This window comes from Athalassotoga sp., from assembly GCF_049965695.1.
Lineage (GTDB): Bacteria > Thermotogota > Thermotogae > Mesoaciditogales > Mesoaciditogaceae > Athalassotoga.
On record NZ_JBMFWB010000082.1, the window covers coordinates 1 to 560 of the forward strand.

The 560-nt window shown below is 35.0% G+C and carries 1 protein-coding gene and 1 pseudogene; both read right to left on the reverse strand.

Annotation, left to right across the window (positions count from 1 at the left end; genetic code table 11):
• Positions 1-210, reverse strand: a 210-nt coding sequence (locus ACP5NR_RS08840) for an MvaI/BcnI family restriction endonuclease (protein ID WP_428006380.1), incomplete at its 3' end; no start/stop codon positions are given.
• Positions 211-320: 110 nt separating this feature from the next.
• A pseudogene (locus tag ACP5NR_RS08845) lies at positions 321-560 on the reverse strand (DUF262 domain-containing protein); the annotation flags it as partial.

Here is a 560-nt window from a genome sequence, read left to right on the forward strand (position 1 = left end):
TAATGTTATCAAATTCATTGAATTATCACGATGAGCCTTTAATTCTATGTTTCCAAGATCCGGTAAATCAAGATTATTTTCTTTAAGTCCCATATAACTTTCTAAAGTTTTCCCTACTCCCGTAGGACCCTTTCTCAGAGATTCCACATAACCTTTATTTCTCAAAACTATGAATTGTTTTTTGAATTCCTTTATGTTCAGAAAAATCACTTCCTTATGGATATTTTATCACATGGATAACAAATACTTTTGTAGGTGCGATCACTTTTAATGGGCGCAGTGGATCAATTTTTGCTTGACCTTCTACAACTTTGCCTTTATCATAACTCTACTACTTCTTTAATCCGTTCGGGAGACCAGATTTGCTCAGCAATAAGACGGTAGAGTTCCTGCCGTTCACTCAGATCCTTTTTCTTGAACTGAGGATGTGCTTTAAATGGCAAGCCAGACTCACCCTTAAATCGTAAAAAATCAGGATTATGATTATAGCAATTGGGGTGCAAACTTTTAGCGAGTAGATTTTGTCCAAAATAATGAGGTAATTTTTCTTCGTAAGTAAC